The organism is Candidatus Pseudothioglobus sp. uisw_070 (assembly GCF_059512545.2).
In genome coordinates this window covers 1,654,625-1,675,049 of sequence record NZ_CM183456.2, presented here as the reverse complement: position 1 = coordinate 1,675,049, position 20,425 = coordinate 1,654,625, and the positions used below count along the sequence as shown (strand labels likewise).

The 20,425-nt window shown below is 37.8% G+C and carries 18 protein-coding genes; 15 read left to right on the top strand and 3 right to left on the bottom strand.

Going from position 1 to position 20,425, the window contains the following annotated elements; all coding sequences use genetic code 11:
* The first annotated feature begins 77 nt into the window (after nucleotides 1-77).
* The 13 genes from AC5YGD_RS08450 to AC5YGD_RS08390 are packed head-to-tail and all read left to right on the top strand — an operon-like array spanning nucleotide 78 to nucleotide 14,250.
* Nucleotides 78-1,184: an ABC transporter permease subunit gene (locus AC5YGD_RS08450; protein ID WP_496141427.1), complete on the top strand. Its 1,107-nt coding sequence runs from the start codon at nucleotides 78-80 to the stop codon at nucleotides 1,182-1,184.
* Entirely contained in the window at nucleotides 1,184-1,948 is a 765-nt protein-coding gene (locus tag AC5YGD_RS08445) for an ATP-binding cassette domain-containing protein (protein WP_496141426.1), read from the top strand. The genes AC5YGD_RS08450 and AC5YGD_RS08445 overlap by 1 nt, the downstream gene beginning before the upstream one ends.
* Before the next feature lie 9 nt (nucleotides 1,949-1,957).
* Nucleotides 1,958-2,938 carry an inositol 2-dehydrogenase gene (iolG, locus tag AC5YGD_RS08440; RefSeq protein ID WP_496141425.1) on the top strand — a complete coding sequence of 327 codons (981 nt, stop codon included), beginning with the start codon at nucleotides 1,958-1,960 and terminating at the stop codon, nucleotides 2,936-2,938.
* Nucleotides 2,939-2,950: 12 nt separating this feature from the next.
* Complete coding sequence (locus tag AC5YGD_RS08435; protein WP_416686765.1) at nucleotides 2,951-3,772, top strand: MurR/RpiR family transcriptional regulator; 822 nt, start codon at nucleotides 2,951-2,953, stop codon at nucleotides 3,770-3,772.
* 2 nt (nucleotides 3,773-3,774) lie between these two features.
* A complete protein-coding gene (gene iolB / locus AC5YGD_RS08430) occupies nucleotides 3,775-4,572 on the top strand; it encodes a 5-deoxy-glucuronate isomerase (RefSeq protein ID WP_496141424.1) in 798 nt (265 codons plus the stop codon).
* Nucleotides 4,572-6,479 carry a bifunctional 5-dehydro-2-deoxygluconokinase/5-dehydro-2-deoxyphosphogluconate aldolase gene (locus AC5YGD_RS08425; RefSeq protein WP_496141423.1) on the top strand — a complete coding sequence of 636 codons (1,908 nt, stop codon included), beginning with the start codon at nucleotides 4,572-4,574 and terminating at the stop codon, nucleotides 6,477-6,479. The genes iolB and AC5YGD_RS08425 overlap by 1 nt, the downstream gene beginning before the upstream one ends.
* A gap of 5 nt (nucleotides 6,480-6,484) precedes the next feature.
* Nucleotides 6,485-8,341 carry a 3D-(3,5/4)-trihydroxycyclohexane-1,2-dione acylhydrolase (decyclizing) gene (gene iolD, locus AC5YGD_RS08420; RefSeq protein ID WP_496141422.1) on the top strand — a complete coding sequence of 619 codons (1,857 nt, stop codon included), beginning with the start codon at nucleotides 6,485-6,487 and terminating at the stop codon, nucleotides 8,339-8,341.
* A 2-nt stretch (nucleotides 8,342-8,343) separates the two neighbouring features.
* Entirely contained in the window at nucleotides 8,344-9,525 is a 1,182-nt protein-coding gene (locus tag AC5YGD_RS08415) for a phytanoyl-CoA dioxygenase family protein (RefSeq protein WP_496141421.1), read from the top strand.
* Between the two features lie 30 nt (nucleotides 9,526-9,555).
* Nucleotides 9,556-10,461 carry a myo-inosose-2 dehydratase gene (gene iolE, locus AC5YGD_RS08410; protein ID WP_496141420.1) on the top strand — a complete coding sequence of 302 codons (906 nt, stop codon included), beginning with the start codon at nucleotides 9,556-9,558 and terminating at the stop codon, nucleotides 10,459-10,461.
* The gene (locus tag AC5YGD_RS08405; protein WP_416686756.1) at nucleotides 10,458-11,582 is read left to right on the top strand and encodes a Gfo/Idh/MocA family protein; all 1,125 of its coding nucleotides are present in this window, start codon (nucleotides 10,458-10,460) and stop codon (nucleotides 11,580-11,582) included. The genes iolE and AC5YGD_RS08405 overlap by 4 nt, the downstream gene beginning before the upstream one ends.
* A gap of 14 nt (nucleotides 11,583-11,596) precedes the next feature.
* Complete coding sequence (locus AC5YGD_RS08400) at nucleotides 11,597-12,574, top strand: PfkB family carbohydrate kinase (protein WP_416686754.1); 978 nt, start codon at nucleotides 11,597-11,599, stop codon at nucleotides 12,572-12,574.
* A 2-nt stretch (nucleotides 12,575-12,576) separates the two neighbouring features.
* The gene (locus AC5YGD_RS08395; RefSeq protein WP_416686752.1) at nucleotides 12,577-13,416 is read left to right on the top strand and encodes a 5-deoxy-glucuronate isomerase; all 840 of its coding nucleotides are present in this window, start codon (nucleotides 12,577-12,579) and stop codon (nucleotides 13,414-13,416) included.
* Between the two features lie 3 nt (nucleotides 13,417-13,419).
* Entirely contained in the window at nucleotides 13,420-14,250 is an 831-nt protein-coding gene (locus AC5YGD_RS08390; RefSeq protein ID WP_416686750.1) for a class II fructose-bisphosphate aldolase, read from the top strand.
* A gap of 37 nt (nucleotides 14,251-14,287) precedes the next feature.
* On the opposite strand, the gene AC5YGD_RS08385 is transcribed toward AC5YGD_RS08390, so the two are convergent.
* Nucleotides 14,288-15,331: a 3-deoxy-7-phosphoheptulonate synthase gene (locus tag AC5YGD_RS08385; protein ID WP_496141419.1), complete on the bottom strand. Its 1,044-nt coding sequence runs from the start codon at nucleotides 15,329-15,331 to the stop codon at nucleotides 14,288-14,290.
* A 122-nt stretch (nucleotides 15,332-15,453) separates the two neighbouring features.
* Between AC5YGD_RS08385 and AC5YGD_RS08380 the strand changes: the two genes are divergently transcribed.
* Nucleotides 15,454-16,284, top strand: coding sequence for a DUF6279 family lipoprotein (locus AC5YGD_RS08380; protein ID WP_496141418.1), 831 nt, complete (start codon nucleotides 15,454-15,456; stop codon nucleotides 16,282-16,284).
* Nucleotides 16,285-16,297: 13 nt separating this feature from the next.
* Here the strand turns inward: AC5YGD_RS08380 and AC5YGD_RS08375 are convergent, their stop codons facing one another.
* Nucleotides 16,298-17,392, bottom strand: a complete 1,095-nt coding sequence (locus AC5YGD_RS08375) for a YhgE/Pip domain-containing protein (RefSeq protein WP_496141417.1) — start codon at nucleotides 17,390-17,392, stop codon at nucleotides 16,298-16,300.
* Between the two features lie 41 nt (nucleotides 17,393-17,433).
* Nucleotides 17,434-19,053, bottom strand: a complete 1,620-nt coding sequence (locus tag AC5YGD_RS08370; protein ID WP_496141416.1) for a GMC family oxidoreductase N-terminal domain-containing protein — start codon at nucleotides 19,051-19,053, stop codon at nucleotides 17,434-17,436.
* A gap of 275 nt (nucleotides 19,054-19,328) precedes the next feature.
* Here AC5YGD_RS08370 and AC5YGD_RS08365 point away from each other — a divergent pair, with 275 nt between their 5' ends.
* Nucleotides 19,329-20,417, top strand: coding sequence for a TRAP transporter substrate-binding protein (locus AC5YGD_RS08365; protein WP_416651715.1), 1,089 nt, complete (start codon nucleotides 19,329-19,331; stop codon nucleotides 20,415-20,417).
* The last annotated feature ends 8 nt before the right edge of the window (nucleotides 20,418-20,425 follow it).

Genomic DNA, 20,425 nt, shown 5'->3' with positions numbered 1-20,425 from the left:
TGGGTAGCATTTTTTTTATCTTTATCAGGTTTAAAGTTCAAATTTAACTATTTTGGATAAACCAATAGGATCAAATCATGTCTACAATTGAAAAAAAAATTTCATTAATTCGTTCCAAATTTAGTGTCGCATTACTTCGTCCTGACTTAGGTGCAATTGTTGGAGTTGTATTAGTTTTTCTATTCTTTTTTTTAGTAGCCCGAGATACGGGGATGTTTTCATTAGAAGGCTCTATGAATTGGGGAATCGTGTCTTCACAGTTTATCATTATTGCTGTTGGCGCTTGCCTTCTCATGATCGCTGGAGAATTTGATCTATCAGTAGGGTCAATGATCGGTTTTGCCGGAATTGTCATAGCAGTGACCTCAGTAGTTTGGGGTTGGCCAGTATGGCTTAGTATCCTTATAGCATTCGTTGTTTCGATGTCTATAGGTGCATTAATTGGCTACATTACAGTCAAAACAAATTTACCATCTTTTATTGTTAGCCTTGCTTTTTTATATATCTTGCGAGGAATGACGATCTTTATTGCAATTATAAGTACTAAAAAAACTATTATTGGTGGAGTTACAGAGGTCGCGGAAAATGACTGGTTAGCGCCATTTTTTGGTGGAAAAATATTCACAGGTGTATTTGACTGGCTTGCTGAGCAAGGCATAATTCAAACGTTTGTCGCTGGCACAAAGGCTGGTCAACCAGTTGTATCGGGTATCCCAATGATGATGGTTTGGGCTATAGGACTCGTTATTTTTGCACATTTTTTATTAACAAAAACTCGGTTTGGTAACTGGATCTATGCCTCAGGCGGTGATGCACAAGCTGCTCGTCATATAGGTGTCCCAGTAAACAGAGTTAAAATATTGATGTTTGTCTTTACAGCCTTTTGTGCGACTGTATTTGCAACTACCCAGGTTATTGAGTTTGGTTCAGCTTCAGCGGATAGAGGAATTCTAAAAGAGTTTGAGGCGATTATTTCAGTTGTTATAGGCGGCGCTTTATTAACAGGTGGCTACGGTTCAGTTATTGGAGCTGCACTAGGAGCAGTCATATTTGGAGTAGTTCAACAAGGCTTATTTTTTATTGGAGTAGAGAGTTCTTTGTTTAGAGTGTTCTTAGGCGTTCTTTTATTGTTAGCGGTGATTCTTAATACACATGTTCGTAAATTAATTACTGGGGCAAAATGATGAGTGATTTACCGTTAATGGAACTTAAAGATATCCATAAGAGCTTCGGAAATGTAGATGCTCTCAAAGGTGTTTCAATCTCTATTAATGCTGGAGAATGTCATTGTTTATTGGGCGATAACGGAGCAGGAAAATCTACATTTATTAAAATCATGTCTGGCGTTCATCAGCCAACAAGTGGCCAGATAATTATTAATGGACAAGAGACTGAAATTAATAACCCTCGAGATGCAATTGATGTTGGAATTGCTACAGTCTATCAAGACTTAGCTTTAATTCCTTTAATGTCTGTATCTCGTAATTTTTGGCTTGGCAGGGAGCTGACAAAAAAAGTGGGCCCAATCACTGTCATGGATTTTGAGAAATGCAACTCAATTTTGATGACTGAAATGGACAAAATGGGAATTCAATTGCGTGACCCTTCTCAATCAATTGGGACTCTGTCTGGGGGCGAAAGGCAAACTGTTGCTATTGCCCGTGCTGTATTTTTTGGCGCCAAAATATTGATACTTGATGAGCCAACCTCAGCCCTGGGAGTTTATCAAACCTCAAATGTGCTAAAAACTATTGAAAGGGTTCGAGAAAAAGGTGTTGCAGTAATCTTTATTTCTCATAATGTTTCCCATGCTTTGGCAGTGGGGGATAAGTTTACGGTTTTATCTCGAGGTGAGACTCTAGGTACTGCTAAAGCAGGTGAAATTGATTTCCAAGAATTACAAGCCATGATGTCTGGTAATAAAGAATTATCAGTATTAAAAAAATAGAGGTTAATTATGAAAATATGTCTAATTGGTGCCGGTCGCATAGGAGCAGTTCATGCTATCGCGATAGCCAGTGATGAAAATGCTAATCTCCACTCTGTTGTAGATTTTCATCAAGAGTCTGCTGAAAAGCTTGCGAATAAATACAATGCTATCACTCTTTCAATGGATGAGGCATTCGAAAATAATGAAATAGATGCTTTTATTATTGCTAGCAGTACTTCTACTCATGCAAACCTTATAGAAAAATGCGCGAAAGTTGGTAAGCCTGTTTTTTGTGAAAAACCTATAGATCTAAGTCTTGATAGAGCATTGGCGTGCGCTAAGGCTGTTGAAGAAAGTGGTATTGTATGTATGTTAGGATTTAATAGACGTTTTGATCCTCATATGGCTAGTTTAAAAAATAAAGTTGATGCAAATGTAATTGGTTTAATTCAGTCTTTAATAATAACTTCTCATGATCCTGAGCCACCTTCAATGGACTATATCGCAGGGTCCGGTGGTTTATTTCACGATATGATGATCCATGATTTTGATATGGCGTGTTGGATTCTTAATGACACTCCAAGAAGTATCTATGTTTCTGCTAATGCTGCAAATGATGATATTGCTAAGCAAGGAGATGTTGATACAGCAAGTGTGATAATGAATATGAATAAGGGGGCAATAGTTACTATTATTAATGGTCGACAAGCCTCCTTTGGTTATGATCAGAGAATTGAAGCTTTTGGTGAGACAGGCATGCTTCAAGTAAAAAATGTCCTTGAAGATAGTGTTATTTTAAGTAACTCATCTGGAATTAAGCAGACCAAAAACCAACACTTTTTTTTAGAAAGATATGGAAAAGCGTTCCACAATGAACTAGTGCATTTTATGGAATCATTTCAGTCTGGTACTCAGCCTAGTGTTAATATTTCTGATGGGGTTCTTGCGTTAAAAATTGCTGAAGCTGCTAAAGAGTCACTCCAAAGTGGCAACTCAATTAATTTATAGATTTTTAAAAGAATGCCTCCACAAGATATTAATGATTTAAATAGCTTGCTTCAAGAAAGCTATCCAAGATTAAGCAAAAAAATGAAGTTGATTGCTTTCTATGTAATTGATCAACCACAAAACCTTGCAATAAATACCTTGGCAGTTATTGCTTCAGAAATTGGAGTGTACCCTTCAACCTTAGTCCGTTTTGCAAAGCATTTTGGTTTTAGTGGTTTTGCTGAACTACAAGATCTGTTTAAGGTCAAAATTTCACAATCTCCTATTAACTATCGACAACGCATCACAGACGTGAAAAAAGTTACTGAAACAAATGTGTCTACAAATAGTTCAAATATCTTTAAAGAAATTACGAGTCGCAATATTGTTGCTACAGAATTACTTTCTGAGCAAATAGATGTTCAGTTAATAGAAGAAACAGTGAAGGCATTGTGTGATGCTAGAGAAGTAATTTTGTGCGGTACAAATAGAGCCCAACCTGTAGCAAATTACTTTTATTACATGTTAAACAATCTCGGTATACGATGTCGTATTGCTAATGATGTAAATGAAGTGGAGAACCTTTCAAATTGGCTTGATGACAAAACAGTATTCATTGCAATTACTTATAATCCTTACAATACGATGACAACAGAAGCGGTTAAAGAGGCAAAAAATTCAAAAGCAAAGGTAATTTTGCTGACCGATACAGAGCTCAATCCTATTGCTCATTTAGCAGATTTTTTATTTAGCATTCATGAGGCAGAAATTCATACTTTTAGGTCTTTAGGGGCCACAATGTGTCTCGTTCAGGCTATATGTATATCAATTGGCTATCATCAACAAGGAAATTAAATATGTCACTTTTATCTCGCCCTAAATTAAGCTCAAATGGTTGTTATCAAGACATTACTCCAAAATCAGCAAATTGGGATTTTGTTGGATTTAAAGCTTATGAGCTGGAGCCCTCGCAAACTTTAAATTTGACAGAAGTTGATAATGAGCTATGTCTGGTAATTTTATCTGGGAAGGCCGATATTACTGTAGAAGATGAAGAGTTTTATAATCTTGGCGATAGAATGAGCGTCTTTGAAGATAAAAAACCTCATGCGTTATACGTGCCTAATAATCATAAAATAACCATTACAGCATTAACTAAGATTGAACTTGCAATTGCAGCTGCGCCTGGTTTTGGTAATTATCCTGTAAGACATATAAAACCTGAAGAAATGACTAATGAGGTGCGGGGAGAAGGAGCTAATACAAGGTCTATTTGTAATATCTTGCCGGAACAAGATGAGGCTGATAGCCTTTTGGTTGTTGAAGTTAAAACTCCTGCAGGTAATTGGTCGAGCTATCCACCTCATAAACATGACTCAGACAACATTCCCGTTGAAACTTATCTTGAGGAAACCTATTATCATCGGATTAACCCATCACAGGGTTTTGTTTTCCAACGTGTCTATACTGATGATTTGTCTATTGATGAAACTATGGCAGTAGAAGATAAATGTGTTGTATTAGTTCCATCTGGATACCATCCTGTTGGCGTTCCATATGGTTATGATTCTTACTATTTAAATGTAATGGCGGGCCCAAAACGTCAATGGATTTTTAAAAATCACCCCGATCATCAATGGATGTTAGATAAATAATGAAAGCACTTGATGTTATTTGCCTAGGGCGCGCTGCAGTAGATTTATACGGGCAACAAATTGGATCTACTCTTGAAGGCATGGGGAGTTTCGCAAAATATCTTGGAGGCTCTTCTGCAAATATTGCTTATGGCTCTTCAAAATTAGGGCTAAAGTCTGCAATGATCTGCAGAGTTGGTGATGAGCATATGGGAAGATTTGTGCGGAATGAATTAGCAAGTGTTGGAGTTGATGTTTCGCATGTTGTCACAGACAAAGATCGATTAACAGCTTTAGTTGTTCTAGGTATACAAAATAAAGACACTTTCCCGCTTATTTTTTATCGAAACGATTGCGCCGATATGGCAGTTGACATAAAAGACTTTTCAGCCGAATTCATCGCTAGCAGTAAAGCGCTTTTAATTACAGGGACACACTTTTCTTCTGACAATACATATAAGACAAGTATGAAGGCTATTGAGTTCGCTAAAGCAGGGGGCACTCAGGTAATTGTAGACATCGATTATCGGCCTGTTTTATGGGGTTTAACAGGACTGGGTGATGGGGAGTCTCGTTTTATTGCAAGCGCTGATGTAAGTAAGCACATACAAACTATACTACCGTCTTGTGATGTAATTGTGGGCACTGAAGAGGAGATACATATTGCTGGTGGAAGTGAGGATACAGTTACTGCTTTAAAGAAAGTTCGAGAGGTAAGTGATGCTATTATTGTTTTAAAACTTGGACCATTGGGGTGCACAGTAATTAGTAATGATATTCCAAATAACTCAGGTGAATTTGAAGTTATCAAAGGTAATAAAGTAGACATATTAAATGTTCTGGGTGCTGGCGATGCTTTCATGTCTGGATTTTTGCGTGGTTATTTAAGAAATGAAAGTCTTGAAAAAAGTGCCAATTATGCAAATGCATCTGGAGCTTTAGTAGTCTCTAGACATGGTTGTGCGCCAGCGATTCCAAGTGAGCAAGAGCTCTTTTATTATCTAGATAATGCGCATAATATTCCAGATCCAAGTCAAGACAAAGAGCTTAATCATCTTCATAGAGTTAGTTCAAGAAGTATTGCTCGATCTGAGATTTTTGGCTTCGCTTTTGATCATCGTAAGCAGCTCTATGACCTAGCAATTGATTGTGGAGAGAGCCCTAAGCGAGTAGTTAAGCTAAAAAATTTATTTTTGAATTCTATTGAAGAGACTATTAACAGAAGTAATATTGACGAGAATAGTGTGGGTGTTTTAATCGATGACACTTATGGTGAAGAAGCGCTTCACTCTATTGCTGAAAAGTCATGGTGGATTGGAAGGCCTGTGGAGCTTCCAGGCTCTTGTCCTTTAGAGTTTGAGGGAGGAGGATCGATTGGATCAAAACTCCAGTCTTGGCCACTTACGCATGTTGTAAAGTGCCTGATGTTTTATCATATCAATGATCCTATTGAATTGAGGTTAAAGCAAGAATCGAAAATTATAGAGCTCAATTCTGCTTGTATTCAAAGTGGACATCAATTGTTATTAGAGATTATTCTACCTGGAGACTTGGAAGAGGATGAATCAACTATTCCACAAATACTAAATAGGCTTTATGGTCTTGGTATCAAGCCGGATTGGTGGAAATTGCCAGCACTGAAAGACAAGTCATGGGAGCAAGTGAGCGATGTGATATTACAAAATGATGCGCATTGTGAAGGTGTGTTATTATTAGGTCAATCAGCATCTATGGATGCTGTAAAAAGTTCTTTTGAGGATGCCTCAAAACATAAAATTTGCAAAGGTTTTACTGTTGGTAGGACAATTTTTTATGAGCCAGCCAAACAGTGGATGGAAAAAAAGATAAGTGATCAAGAGTTGATTGATTTAGTGTCCAATAATTACATAGAACTAATTAAATCTTGGAAAAAATATAGAGAGGAGTAAAGACTATGAAAACAGTCAGACTAACAATGTCACAGGCTATCGTTAAATATTTATCAGCCCAATATATAGAGATTGACGATGAAATACATCCATTATTTGCTGGAGTTTTTGCTATTTTTGGACATGGCAATGTTGCTGGAATGGGTCAGGCATTGTCAGAGTGTGAAGAGTGGCTTCCTACATTTCGTGGCCATAGTGAACAAGGAATGGTTCATTCAGCAATTGCTTATGCAAAGGCTAATAATAGACAAAGAATGATGGCTTGTACAAGTTCAATTGGACCTGGCGCAACTAATATGATTACATCTGCAGCATTAGCCCATGTAAATAGACTGCCAGTGTTATTGTTGCCTGGTGATTATTTTGCAAGCCGCACTCCAGATCCTGTTCTTCAACAACTAGAAGATTTCTCAGACCCTACAGTCAGCGTTAATGATTGCTTCAGGCCAGTTAGCCGATATTTTGATCGAATTATGAGGCCTGAGCAAATAATTAATAGTTTACCTGTGGCAATTCAAACACTGCTAGACCCAGAAAATTGTGGCCCAGTAACTTTATCTTTACCTCAAGATGTGCAGGCTGAAGCATTCGATTATCCTGAAGAATTCTTTACTCAAAAAACTCACTCAATTCGCCAGATTAAACTTGATGATGCTGAATTAGACCATGCAATAGAGTTGTTAATTAAATCAAAAAAACCTTTAATAATTGCAGGTGGAGGAGTTCATTATGCTAAGGCCTGTGAGGACTTACAAAATTTTGCCAAACAACACCAAATACCAGTTGCAGAGACATCTGCTGGAAAAGGTGCCTTGGCTTGGGACCACTCTAGTTATGTTGGTGCTATTGGGGTTACCGGATCAAATGCAGCAAATAATATGGCTAAACAGGCAGATTTAGTTTTGGCAATTGGTACACGCTTAAATGATTTCAATTCTGGCTCCAGAGCGTTATTTTCAAGCACAACTATAGTGCAATTAAATGTAGCCCGTTTTGATGCAATAAAACACAATGCATTGCCATTATGGGGCGATGCAAAGCTTGGAATTCAACAATTAGATATGAAGCTATCTGATTGGAAAGTGAGTCAAGAATGGAAAGACTTAGCGAATAAAGAAAGCAGTAAATGGAATAACTATTACGATGAAATAACTTCAATAAAGAGCACATCTAAAACTATGGATTCACTGCCAACTGACGCCCAAGTTTTGGGAGAGTTAAAGCGAAATGGAAAGGCGACAGATATAGTTGTTTGTGCTGCAGGAAGTCTTCCTGGTGAACTTCACAAGCTTTGGAGGACTGAGCAAACGGGTGGCTATCATGCGGAGTATGGATTTTCTTGTATGGGCTATGAAATAGCTGGCGGTCTGGGTGTAAAAATGGCTGAGCCTGAGCGAGAAGTAATTGTTCTTGTAGGAGATGGGTCATATTTGATGCTTAATTCAGAATTAGCAACAAGCGTAATGTTAGGACAAAAAATAATTGTAGTTGTTTTAGATAATCGAGGTTTTTCTTGTATTAATCGACTGCAAAATGCAACTGGAAACCGATCATTTAATAATTTATTGAAGGATTGTGAAAGTATTGATGACGGCCATCCAAATGTCAATTTTGCGCTTCATGCGCAGTCTTTAGGAGCGAGCTCTGAACATATTGAAAATATTAATGAATTAGCTTCAGCTCTGGAACGTGCCCGTTTATCTTCAAAATCTTATCTTATTAGCTTAGTGACTGATTCTCATAAAATAAGTCCAGAAGGTGGATGCTGGTGGGAGGTTGCCGTTCCTGAGGTTTCGTCAAATAAAAATGGCGAAGAAGTCTATAACTCTTATAAGAAAGGGAAAAAACAACAGCCTTATTAAATATGAACAAAGAAGCATTAAAATCAACTAATAGCCAAGTTTTTTTCAGTGAGTCTGATATAAATTATGATGACCTAAAGAAAGTCTGCTCTCAAAAAACTTTAAAAAAGGACTACCCATTATCCGAATCAGTTATAAATAATGTGGTCGTTTATGATGCAAAAAACTTTACTTCATTTATTGGAAATAAAGAAAAAGAAAAAGAACTAAAAACTGAGTTATTTCATGCCTTAGAAAGTGGCCCAGGTGTTTTTGTTATTCGCAATCTTTATGAACATGAAGTTTTAGATCAGAGCAATAGGATTTTTGAGAAAATTACTCAAAAAGAGATTGGAACTAGCAATGATCATTTTGCTTCTGGAACAAATACAAGGATATGGAATAGTTTTCAAAAAGTTGCGTTGGAGGATCCTGATGCATTTATTAGTTACTATTCAAATGATATTTTAAAGTTAGTTGCCGAGTCCTGGTGTGGGCCAAATTCTCAAATGACTGCGCAAGTTAATATTGTAAGACCTGGCGGTGAAATGCAAAAACCACACCGTGATTATCATTTAGGGTTTCAAGAAAATAAAGTTGTTGAGCTGTTTCCTATTTCAGCTCACCGCCTTTCAAACTATTTAACTCTCCAAGGTGGGGTCGCGCACACCGACATGCCTTTAGAAACTGGGCCCACGATTGTTTTGCCCTATTCGCACCACTTCGACTTAGGTTACCTTGCATGGAGAGACGATGCATGTACTGAATTTTTTAATACGAATGCAGTTCAAAATCAAATGAATAAAGGCGATGGTATTTTTTTTAATCCTGCTTTATTGCATGGAGCTGGTTCCAACACTTCAAATGACTTTCATAGGATCGGCAACCTTTTACAAATTTCATCTCCTTTTGGTAAGACTATGGAGAGTATAAATTACATTAAAATTCTTAAGCGTATTTACCCATTCCTACTGGAGCATTCAATTAAAAAAACTCTTTCAGAAAAACTAATTGAGAATGTCCTTATTTGCGCGACAGATGGCTATGCATTTCCTACAAACCTTGACTATGATCAAAATTCAAACTCTAAGTTGCAGGGCATGAGCATGTTTGAACTTACTAAGCAATCGCTTCTAGATTTAGTTAGTCTAGAGGAATTTAATTTAAAGCTTTTGGAACTTCAGCAATTTAGACTTGCTGATTAAATAATATTAACAATAATTTGGAGAAGTAAGATGAGTGTAAAAATTGGTGTTAGTCCGATTTCATGGACTAACGATGATATGCCTGAACTGGGCAAAGATACTACAGTAGAGCATTGCTTAACAGAGGGAAAACAAGCCGGTTATCGTGGATTTGAATTAGGAGGTAAGTGGCCTAAGGATTCGGAAATACTACGACCATTATTTGATAAATATAGTATGGACGTAGTTTCTAGTTGGTTTTGTGGGGGCTTGTTAGCGGACAGTCTTGAAGATGAGATAGAAAGAATAACACCACACATGAATCTTCTTAAAGATATGGGGACGGAAGTAATTGTTTATTGTGAAATGGACTCTTGTGTTCATGGAGATATTAGTTCGCCACTCTCAAAACGCCCTATCCTTGATGATGGTCAATGGGAAGAGTGGACTGAAAAGTTGAGTCGGCTAGCTAAATATACTTTGTCGAATGGAATGAAGCTTGCTTATCATCATCACATGGGAACAGTTGTTCAAATTGAAGAAGAAATAGACAAGCTAATGTCTATGACAACTACTGATCTTGGTTTAGTATTTGATACTGGTCATTTAATTTATGCTGGTGCTGATCCTTTAGAAGTTTATAAAAAACACAACGATAGAGTTATGCATATTCACTGTAAAGATGTTCGAGGGGAAATATTAAACCACTCGCTAGATACTGATTCAAGTTTTTTAAACTCAGTTTTGAGTGGGGTTTATACAGTTCCTGGAGACGGTGATTTTAATTTTTCTGAGCTATTTAAAATGGTGGGCGAAGCCAACTTCAGTGGCTGGGTAGTTGTAGAGGCAGAGCAAGACCCGGCTAAGGCCCACCCATTAACTTATGTGACAATGGGGTATAAAAATATTAAAAGTTACTGTGAAAAATTTGGAATTCAAATAGAGGAAAGAGAATGAAAACTATTGGCGTAGGAGTTATTGGTACTGCTTTTATGGGCAAAGCCCATTCTATTGCTTATGCAGCAGCTGGGAGTGTTTTTGGTGATGGCTTACGGCCTAGTTTGGAGATGATTTGTGATTACAACTCTGAGAGAGCTGAAGTGATGCGAACTGAAATGGGATTCTCTCGTTGCACCTCTGATTGGATGGATGTGGTCAATGATCCAAAGGTCCAGTTGATTTCAGTATGTGTTCCCAATTCGCTTCATAAAGAAATTTCAGTAGCTGCCCTCAAACTTGGTAAGCATGTTTGGTGTGAAAAGCCTATGTCAACTAATTTAGCAGACTCTGAAGCTATGCTCGCAGCTGCTGAAGCTAGCAATGCACAAACTATCTTAGGCTACAACTATACTCAAAATCCTGCTGTTCAAAGTGCTAGAGAGCTCATTGAAGAAGGCGCTATAGGGCGAGTAATTGGATTTCATGGGATTTATGATGTTGATAATGAAGCTGATCCAGATAGACCTCATTCATGGCGTATGAATCGTGAAGCTTCTGGCTCTGGTGCAAATGCTGATGTTATGTGTCATTTGGTTAGTATGGCTCACTATATGACGGGTAGTTCAATAACTCGACTAGTGGGAGATTACGATACAGTCCATAAGGAGCGTTCGGATCCAGAGAATCCAGGACAAACATTGCCAGTTGATAACGATGATGTCTGTACCGCATTGGCTCACTTTGAGAGTGGAATCAAGGGAACATTGCGTGTTAGTCGAGTAGCATGGGGAAGAAAATGTGGATTAAGTTGGGAAATACATGGCTCTCAAGGCATGATTTGTCATGACCAAGAGCGTTTAAATGAAGTTAAGCTTTATACAAGAAGTGATGATCCAAGACAGGAGGGCTTTAAAACAATATTGAGTGGCCCAGCGCAACCACCATATGATGCGTTTTTACCCAATGCAGGCCACAGTCTTGGCTTTATTGATGTAAAGGTTTGTGAGCTTAAACATTTACTTGATTCAATTGAAACGGGTCAGCCAGTATGGCCAAACTTTGCCGACGGTTTAAAAATCGAAAAAGTCATGGATGCAATTGACCGTTCTGCAATGACTGGAAAGTGGCTGGATGTCTGAAATAAATCTATCACATGATGCAATATAAAGAAAATCGATTATATGATGCCTTGGTCGTGGGACGAGCCGGCCTTGATCTATATCCACAGCCTGTAGGCAGTAAAACTCGCGATGCAGAATTATTTGCTAGTGATGTGGGCGGTTCTGGGGCGAACATTGCAATAGCTATGAAGCGTGCAGGTGGTAAAGTAGGTCTTATCTCTGCCTTGTCTGACGATCCAGTTGGTGAATTTGTTCGGCTGCGTCTTGAAATTGAAGGTATTGATTTGCAGATGATGCAAACAACTTATGGTAATGAGAGGACTAGTTTAGCAATTGCTGAAGTGCGACAAGAGGACTGCGAAGTAGTAATATATCGTAATAATCCTGCTGATTTACAAATTGTCTGTAATGAAGATGTAAAACTTGCAATTACTCAAAGCCAAAATCTAATAATAACTGGCACCAGCTTAATTGAAGCTGATTCACGAAAACAAACTTTGAAAATGATGGTTCATGCTCAAAAAAATGACTGCAAAGTATGGCTAGATCTAGATTACAGGGCATGGAACTGGCCTGATCAGAAAACTACCCGTTTTGTTTATCAAGAGGCTGCAGAATTAACAAATGTATTAGTTGGCAACGAAGAAGAATTTAAAATCCTTCAAGAAGATATAAATATACAGGTTAAACAATGTGTTTCAAGCAATCAGGTAATGATTCTTAAGCGGGGCAAGAGTGGCTGTAGTCTTTTTTTTGGTAAAGATCGGCTTGATGCTGGAATTTATAATTTACCTGCGCTTAAACCATACGGTTCTGGTGATGCCTTTTTAGGTAATGTGATAATAAATTATATGTCTTTTGGAGACTGGCAACTAGCTATTGAATCTGGGAGCGCTGCTGCAGCTTTGGTAGTATCCAAACAAGGCTGTGCCAGCGCTATGCCAAAAATGGAAGAAATTGAGTTGTTACAAAAAAATACAACAATTAAACCAAAAACAATTTGGAGTTAAATATGCATATCCCTCAACATAACAACAAAAATAAGGCAATCGTAGATTGTAATAATGAAGTAGTCCCTCTATGCTATTTTAATATCATTAAGTTGAGTGCTGGAGAATCATATACTTATCAACTAACTGATTATGAGTCATGTATTGTTCCCGCTACTGGAAGCGTTGATGTGCAGGTTCAGGGCCAAGTGTTCCAAGAGGTTGGCAAGCGACATCATATTTGGGAAGGTGATCCTGAAGGTGTTTATGTCCCCGTTAACTGCGAAGCAACGTTAATTTGCATCAGTAATGAAGTGGAAGTGTTCATTTCTGGAGCAAAGCATAATCAAACCCATGAGGCTTTTGTTATAAGGCAAGAGGATATTGATAAAGTTCAGTATGGATCTGATGACACTAAGACACATCGCAAAATCAAACATATTCTAGGTAAAGAGCCGGCGGGTAAGGTCGGTAAATTGTTGGTTAGTGAGCTATTTACAGTAGGAGCAGGAGGCTGGTCAGGATTTCCACCCCATAAACATGAAGTAGACGTACTTCCTGATGAGAGTCGACACAATGAAGTTTATAATTTTCGTTTTAATCCATCTAATGGCTTTGGTGCACAGTTTTTGACCCCAGATGGGCAGGACTTTGGCCCCGTCTATCATATACGGGATGGCTCAACATTTATCTTTGATAAAGGCTACCACCCCTGCGTCGCAGCTCCTGGGTTTGAGATGTATTATTTCACAATTTTGGCTGGAGAAACTCAGCGCCCATTACATATGAATTATCAGAAAGATTATGCTTATCAGTTGGAAACTATTCCTGGTATGCAAGACATGCTTAATAAATTTAAATAAAATATGATTACTAATCTTAAAGATATTCTTTTACCAGCTCAAGATAAAAACTATGCTGTGGCCTGCTTCAATGTCTTTGGTTATGAAGATGCGCGTGCGGTTGTTGATTCTGCAGAAGCTCGTAATGCTTCTGTAATTTTATCCATTAATCTTGATATGCGTCAATTTATGACAATGGAAGAGATTGTTGGTATGTTGAGACCTATGGCTGAAAAATCCAAGGCACCTGTTTGTTTGCATCTTGATCATACCTATGAGGTTGATGCAGTTAAAGAAGCAATTGATGCTGGATTTACATCTGTAATGTTTGATGGATCTCAATTGCCAATCTCTGAAAACATCTCTTTAATACGAGATGTGGTTGACTATGCTCACCCAAAAGGAGTATCAGTAGAGGCTGAAGTAGGGTCGGTTCCTTATGCAAGTGGCCGTGATCATATTAAATCTGCATTAACTGAGGTTACTGATGCTCTTATGATGGAGCAACAGGGGCAGCCAGATGCACTTGCAATCTCAATAGGAAATGTTCACCGCTTAGAAAGTGGAACTGTAGAAATAGATTTAGAGCGCTTTAATGAGCTTGAGAAAGCGCTAAACTTGCCATTAGTAATTCATGGGACAAGTGGATTAGAAGATAAAGACATCCAAACGCTGTCTTTGCGCCAAGTTGCTAAGTTCAATGTGGGTACTGTTCTTCGAAAGAGTTTTGGCAATTCACTGCGATCCACACTTGAGTCAGATCCCGAGCTTTTTGACAGAATAGCTATTATGAAAAAAGTTATTCCAGATTTAAAGGCAACCGCTAGTAAAGTAATCAGTTTACTGGGCCAGTAATAAATTATTTTATTTTGTTGAACTTAGGATTAATTTTTTAAGATAGTTTTTTTGCTAGTTGTTTAATAATTTTATAAGTCTCTAGCCAGTCAATACATCCGTCAGTGACTGATACTCCATACTGCATTTGATCTTGGTTATCTAATATTTTTTGTTTTCCAGAGAATAAATTGCTCTCTAGCATTAAGCCAAAAATTGACTTATTTCCAGCAGATATTTGGTTAGTTATGTCTTCAATTACCTTGCCTTGATTTCTATAATCTTGATTTGAATTGTCATGTGAGCAGTCAATCATAATCCTTGCGGCAAGGCCACTTTCTTTAAGAAGATTTTCACATTCAATAACATCATCCTTATAGTAATTAGGCTTAATGCCACCCCTAAGAATAATATGAGATGATTTATTTCCTATTGCCTTAAAAGTTGAAATCTGACCTTCATCATTAATACCTAAAAAGCTTTGAGGAGATGAGCACGCTTTAATAGCATTGATTGCCATGTTAAGATTTCCATCAGTACCATTTTTAAAACCAACAGTCATAGAGAGTCCACTTGACATTTCACGATGAGTTTGAGATTCAGTTGTTCTTGCTCCAATTGCACACCAAGAAATAAGATCACCTAAATATTGAGGAGTGATTGGATTAAGCGCTTCAGTTGCAGAGGGTATGCCTTCATCAGCTAGCCATGCTAAAAATTCTCTTCCTTGACGGAGCCCTTTTTCAACGTCAAGTGAATTGTCCATATCTGGGTCACTAATTAATCCTTTCCAGCCAACCGTTGTTCTTGGTTTTTCAAAATATACCCTCATGACTAAGAAGACTGATTCTTTAACTTCCTCTTGAAGGGATTTGAGTTTAAGGGCGTACTCCTTGGCAGCTCCAATGTCATGAATCGAGCAAGGACCAACAATTACCATCAGTCTTTCATCTTTTCCTGAAAAAATGTTGTCCACAGTTTTTCTGCTAGTTAAAATGTTCTCTTTACCTTTGTCACTTACTGGAATAGTTTTCTTTAATTCAATAGGCGAGGTTATTACAGTTTCGCTTTCAATATTTTTATTGTGAATTTTATTGTTCATTTAAATTGGCGATTATTTATTGTCAAGCAGTGATTTAAGCATAGATCTATATTTTTTTTAAATAGATAGGGAAAATTAGGTTAATTATATTTTTTTGATAATTAGGAAAACTAGTTTAAATAATGAAACAGACACTTAAAAAAGCTGCATTAATTTTGGTACTCTTTTTAGGAGGGTGCAGTTCAATTACTTTTATTTATAATCAGTTCGATAATCTTTTTCCATGGTATCTACAAAGTTATGTTGATCTTGATCGTGATCAAAAAAAATACTTAGATGAGCTTTTAACGCCTTTTTTTCAGTGGCATAGAGTGGAAGAAATGCCAAAATATGCACAAATTATTGGTGACTTAGAGCTGGCTATAAATGATGAGGTAGATCTAGAGAGCATTGCCCTGATTACTCATAATGTTGAAGAGTCTTGGTTTCGTCTAGAGGATCAAATGATCATGTGGGCAACTCCTCTTGCTAGAGAGTTATCAGATGAGCAAATCACAAAATTTATTCAAGTTTTAAAAACTAAAACTACTCAGAGTGAAAAAAAATTGCTAGTTCGTAACGATCAGGTGTATCAAAGTGACAGTTACAAAAGCCTCCGTAAGAACTTAAGGCGCTTTATGGGTTCACTGACTAAAGAGCAGCTTGATTTAGTAAAAATTACAAGTAAAGAAATGAGGAGGGTTGATGCTGAGCGCATTCAGAGTCGAAAAGCATTCAATGAAAAGCTTAGCCTAATCCTTCAAAGAGAACAAGGCTGGGAAGAAAGGCTGAAAAAGATAACTCATAGCGATGACTTGGTTGCTGATAATTACCAATCGACATATGCCTTCAATACTGATTTAATTCAGCATCTATTAGTGGCAATATTAAATTCTAGAAACGATAAGCAAGACCAAAAGTTACGAACACAACTTGCAAGGTATAAGGCCGATATTAACAGTCTAACTAACTAACTGTATATAGCTATTACCAGCGCCTTCTCATTCGGCCTTTGAAGATGGCAGATCCCCAGCTGAGGACAATACCTATTAGAGCTGCACTTAATAGCCATATGAATGGCAAGCTTGCATCTGAGCCAAAAATGATAGCCCTATAGGCTGCGCCGATAGCATCAAAAGGTACCGCTGTTCCAATGCGTTCAAGCCAGTCAGGCGCTGCGCTTACGGGCGCAACTGATCCACTGAGTACAGATTGATACTGAACTAAAGGAAGAATAATTAGCAAGGCTGAAAGCCCAATAATTTCGAAGATCCCAAGAAATAGCCAAGTTAAGCAAACACCAACTAGCCATACACTTAACCATGCCATCAAGAACACTTCCCATTGAAGAGTTGTTAATGTAACAACTGTTGCTAGAGTAAAGCTGGCAAATCCCATAGTCATAACTGGAACAATAGTTCGTAAATAAGCCCTGTTAAGAAATGCCATTTGACGCGTTCCCAGAAATAAAAGAATTGCTCCGACCATTGAAGCCATCCAAGTTGTAAAGCTCATTACAAAGGGCGCTGGGAGTGAGGCTAAACTTTTTGCTTTAAACATTGTTTCTACATTTGTAGTTACTAGCATGCCTGAATTGGGTGATTGGTTATTTAGCTTTGTGGAACGCAGATTTGAAACAAAAGTTGAGAGCGCCATTTGGACCATTGATGGTAGCTGGCTGGCTATTTGCGTTTCAGCAATCGTTAAATGCTGGGAGTTTAATACTCCGATTGATAGGTTTTTATTGCTAAGAGCAAGCTGAGAAAAATTTTCAGGAAAAGTAAGCACTGAAGACACTTTACCTTTTAAAAGGGCATCTTTTGCGGCATCAAAATCTTTAAGGAGAGTCACTCTAAAAGGGAGGTTTTTAGAAAGTCCTTTAATGGCCTGTATTGAGATTAACGGGAGTGAGGGGCCAACATCTTCATTAACAATACCTAGTTCGAAGGATGATGAAATTCGAGCGGGATCTGAGGGCGCTGTCAGATTAAATATTGAAAAAACCAGCATGATTACAGTTGGAACAATAATTGCTGGTTTAAATAATTGGCTTCTTCGAAAATCGGAAAATGAGGAGGGCATTATATTGAATTTAAAATAGGGTTAACAATACACAAATACACCTACTTAGTCAAACTGACTTTGTTGTCACTAAGTATCATTTCAGCTGCTTTTTCTGCAATCATCATAGTGGGCGCGTTAGTGTTCCCTGATACAAGCTCTGGCATAATCGAAGCATCAACAACTCTTAAACCTTTAACGCCATATACTTTAAGCTGGTCATCGACTACGCTGTCTTTATCATTACCCATCTTGCATGTTCCAACTGGGTGATAAATACTCTGGCTATTGTTTTTTGCAGCCTCAAGTAAATCTTCATCAGAAACTAATGAGCCGCCAGGAACGAACTCATCAAGAATATGTTGCTTAAGTGGGCTGGCATTAGCAATTTTTCTGGCCACCTTTATTGAGTCAATTGCTATTTTTTGATCACTCTGTGTAGATAGATAATTTGGAATAATTTTAGGAAGATCTTCTGGATTCTTTGAGTTTATAGTGACCTCACCTCTGCTCTGAGGCCTAAGATTACAAATAGACATTGTAAATGCAGAAAAAGGATGAACCCCATCTCCTGGCTTATCTGCGCTTAGTGGCTGCATATGAAACTGTATATTTGGCCTTGACCCATCCAAGGATGTATTAGTAAAAATGTAAACTTGGCTCGCACTGAGCGTTAATGGCCCTGTCCTAAAAAGTGCATATTGCAGTCCGATTAAAGCTTTTTTCCACCAGGTGTTTAGTTCATCATTTAAGGTTCTAGTATTCGTTTTAAAAACCATCCTTACTTGCAAATGATCTTGAAGATTCTTACCTACTGCAGGGTTATTATGAACAACATTAACTCCAAGCTTAGTTAGGTGTTTTTCATCTCCAATTCCTGAGAGCTGTAATATTTGAGGCGAACTAATTGCCCCAGCAGATAAAATGACTTCATGGTTAGCATAAATAGTTTTATTTGGCTGACCTTTACTTTGAATACATTCGACACCTATTACTTTTTTATCAGAGAAGACCAGTTTGCTGATTTGAGTATTTGTGATGATTGTTAAATTTTCTCTAGATCTAATTTTTCTATTTAGAAAAGACCTATAGGAGCTTCTTCGAAAGCCCTTGAATGAGGTTTGCTGAAAATAGCCGACACCCTCCTGTTTCTCTCCATTGCAATCTGGATTGTAAGGTATGCCTATTTCTTCAGATGCCTTGATAAAGAGATCGGCGATTTTTCTTCTAAGTCTGAGGTTAGATACTTTTAATTCACCATCCACACCATGGTATTCATTTTCTCCATTTTCTTGGCATTCAAACTTTTTAAAGTATGAAAGCACATCATCATAGCCCCAACCTTTATTTCCTAAATCTTTCCAGTTATCGTAGTCATGCCTATCGCCACGTATGTATAGCAATCCATTTAGTGCACTAGAGCCCCCAAGCACTTTGCCTCTTGGCCAATCTATTCTTCTATTGTTTAATCCTTTGTCTTTTTCTAGTTTGTACATCCAATCAAACTTTGGATTATTCATGGTTTTAAAATAACCAACGGGCACATGAAGCCAAAGATTATCATCCTTGCGGCCAGCTTCAATCAATAAGACACTGTTATCAGGATTAGCTGAAAGCCTATTTGCTAATAGGCAGCCAGCCGAGCCAGCTCCTACAATAATGTAATCGTATTTCTCTTGCATATACTTCTAGTAGTAAATTATTTTATTAATCAAGAATAATATAGATTGAAATATTTAAATGATATACAGTGAAATTATTATTGTAAGTATATTTAGTGAATCTATTTCTTTATAGCTAAATTATATAGCTTAAAGAGTAATTTTATTTATGAAATAGATAATACATATATATCAATTGATGTATACTAAAATTTGATTAAGTGCTTTAAGTACTCTTTGAACTTATCGCTAATCAAAGTACTTTTTATATTTATTTAGATTAATTAGGAGATTTTATGTTTAGAAATAAAGTTGTTCTTTTGACATCTGTAGCATTGCTTACTGCTAGTTCAAGCGCTATGGCGGTCAATTTAAAAATTCAATCTGTATTAAACTCTACAGGTAGTGAAGTTGGTTACGTTAGAGACTTTGCAGAGGATGTTGCTGCATTAACTGATGGTAGAGTAACGATGGAAGTCCTCCCTGGAGGTTCTGTTGTACCTAACGCTGACCTTATCGATGCTGTAGACGCTGGTCTAATTGATGGCGGATTTGCATGGACTCACTACTGGTCTGGTAAGCACCCTGCAGCAATGCTGTTTGGCTCTCCAATCGCTGGAGCTGGCCTTGGTATTGATAATATTGCATGGCTTTCTTGGTTCCACAGTGCCGGTGGTAAAGAGTTATACGATCAACTATGGGACGAGATGGACCTAAATGTTGTTGGTTTGATGCTTCAACCGGTTGGTCCTGAAGCGCTAGGTTGGTTTAAAGAGCCAATCAATAGTATGGATGACTTCCGTAAATTAAGATTCCGTGCACCTCCAGGACTCCCAGGTCAAGTTTATAAAGACATTGGTGTCGCAGCTGTAGCTATGGGTGGTGGTGATATTCTTCCAGCACTTGAGAAAGGCGTAATTGACGCAGCCGAATGGTGCTGTCCAGAGCCGGACAGAGACTTTGGTTTCCAAAAAGTTCTTAAGTATTACTACTTACAAGGACTTCACCAGAACGTTGTGAATGCAGATATGTATATTAATGGCGATGTGTGGGATAAGATCTCTGCTCGTGACCAACATGCTATTCATGTTGCTGCAAGAGCAGCAAGACTTGACTCTATGTCAAATCGTATCTATGCAAACGGTATTGCAATGGCAGACTTGCTAGAGCAAGGCGTTCAGCTAATGGATACGCCTGAAGACTACTTCGTAGAGTTTATGGCTGCTGCGCAAGCACAACTTCAAAAGAATGCTGATGAAAATGCATTCTTTGCTGAAGTATGGGCATCACAGAGAGATTTTGCTGAAAAAGCTGTACCTTTCTGGTCAGGAGCTCAGTCTTCTAACGCTAAGTTAGGTTTAGCTTTTACGAAGACTTTACAGTAAAGATCTTT